Annotated in this window: 2 protein-coding genes; both read left to right on the top strand. The window is 65.1% G+C overall.

The window, feature by feature from the left end:
• Positions 1 to 287, top strand: a 287-nt coding sequence (locus tag IEY70_RS21365; RefSeq protein ID WP_268243931.1) for an IS66 family transposase, incomplete at its 5' end; no start/stop codon positions are given.
• Positions 284 to 548 (top strand): IS66 family transposase (locus IEY70_RS21360; RefSeq protein ID WP_268243930.1); only part of this gene is annotated, 265 nt, incomplete at its 3' end. The genes IEY70_RS21365 and IEY70_RS21360, both read left to right, overlap by 4 nt.

Here is a 548-nt window from a genome sequence, read left to right as displayed (position 1 = left end):
TCCGCAGTGCGGACACCGTGGTGTTCCGCGCGAACCTGCGGCACACCAACGTGGAAGTCCGGGAAGGCCTGGGGAACAACTTCGCCGGCGTGCTGATCAGTGACCGCTTCTCCTCGTACGACAGCCGCTACCTGCAGGATGTCCGGCAGCAGAAGTGCCTGGCGCACCTGATCCGCAACGCGGATGAGGTCGCCGCTGTTCTCCAGCGGCAACCTGGGCGGGGAGAGCTGTACGGGCAACGGGTCGCGCAGGTGTTCCGGGACGGCACCGACTGCACCGGGACGTGACGACTGGGGTATGCACGCGAGAGGAATACGCGCAGCAGGGTGAGGAACTCACCCTGCGTCTGGACGCCCTGCTGAACCGGGCACCACTGAAGTCGAAAGCGAACGAGCGACTTCGACTGGGCATCCTGAAGCAGAGTGTGCTGGACCGGTTGTGGCGGTTCCTGAAGGACCCGGACATTCCCCCGACGAACAACGCGGCGGAACGGAGCCTGCGGACGGTGGTGATGGCGAGGAAGGTCTCGCAGTGCAGCAAGAATGCGG

Source organism: Deinococcus seoulensis (assembly GCF_014648115.1).
Lineage (GTDB): Bacteria > Deinococcota > Deinococci > Deinococcales > Deinococcaceae > Deinococcus > Deinococcus seoulensis.
The sequence above is the reverse complement of the archived record's forward strand: the minus strand, read 5'-3'. Positions and strand labels throughout refer to the sequence as shown.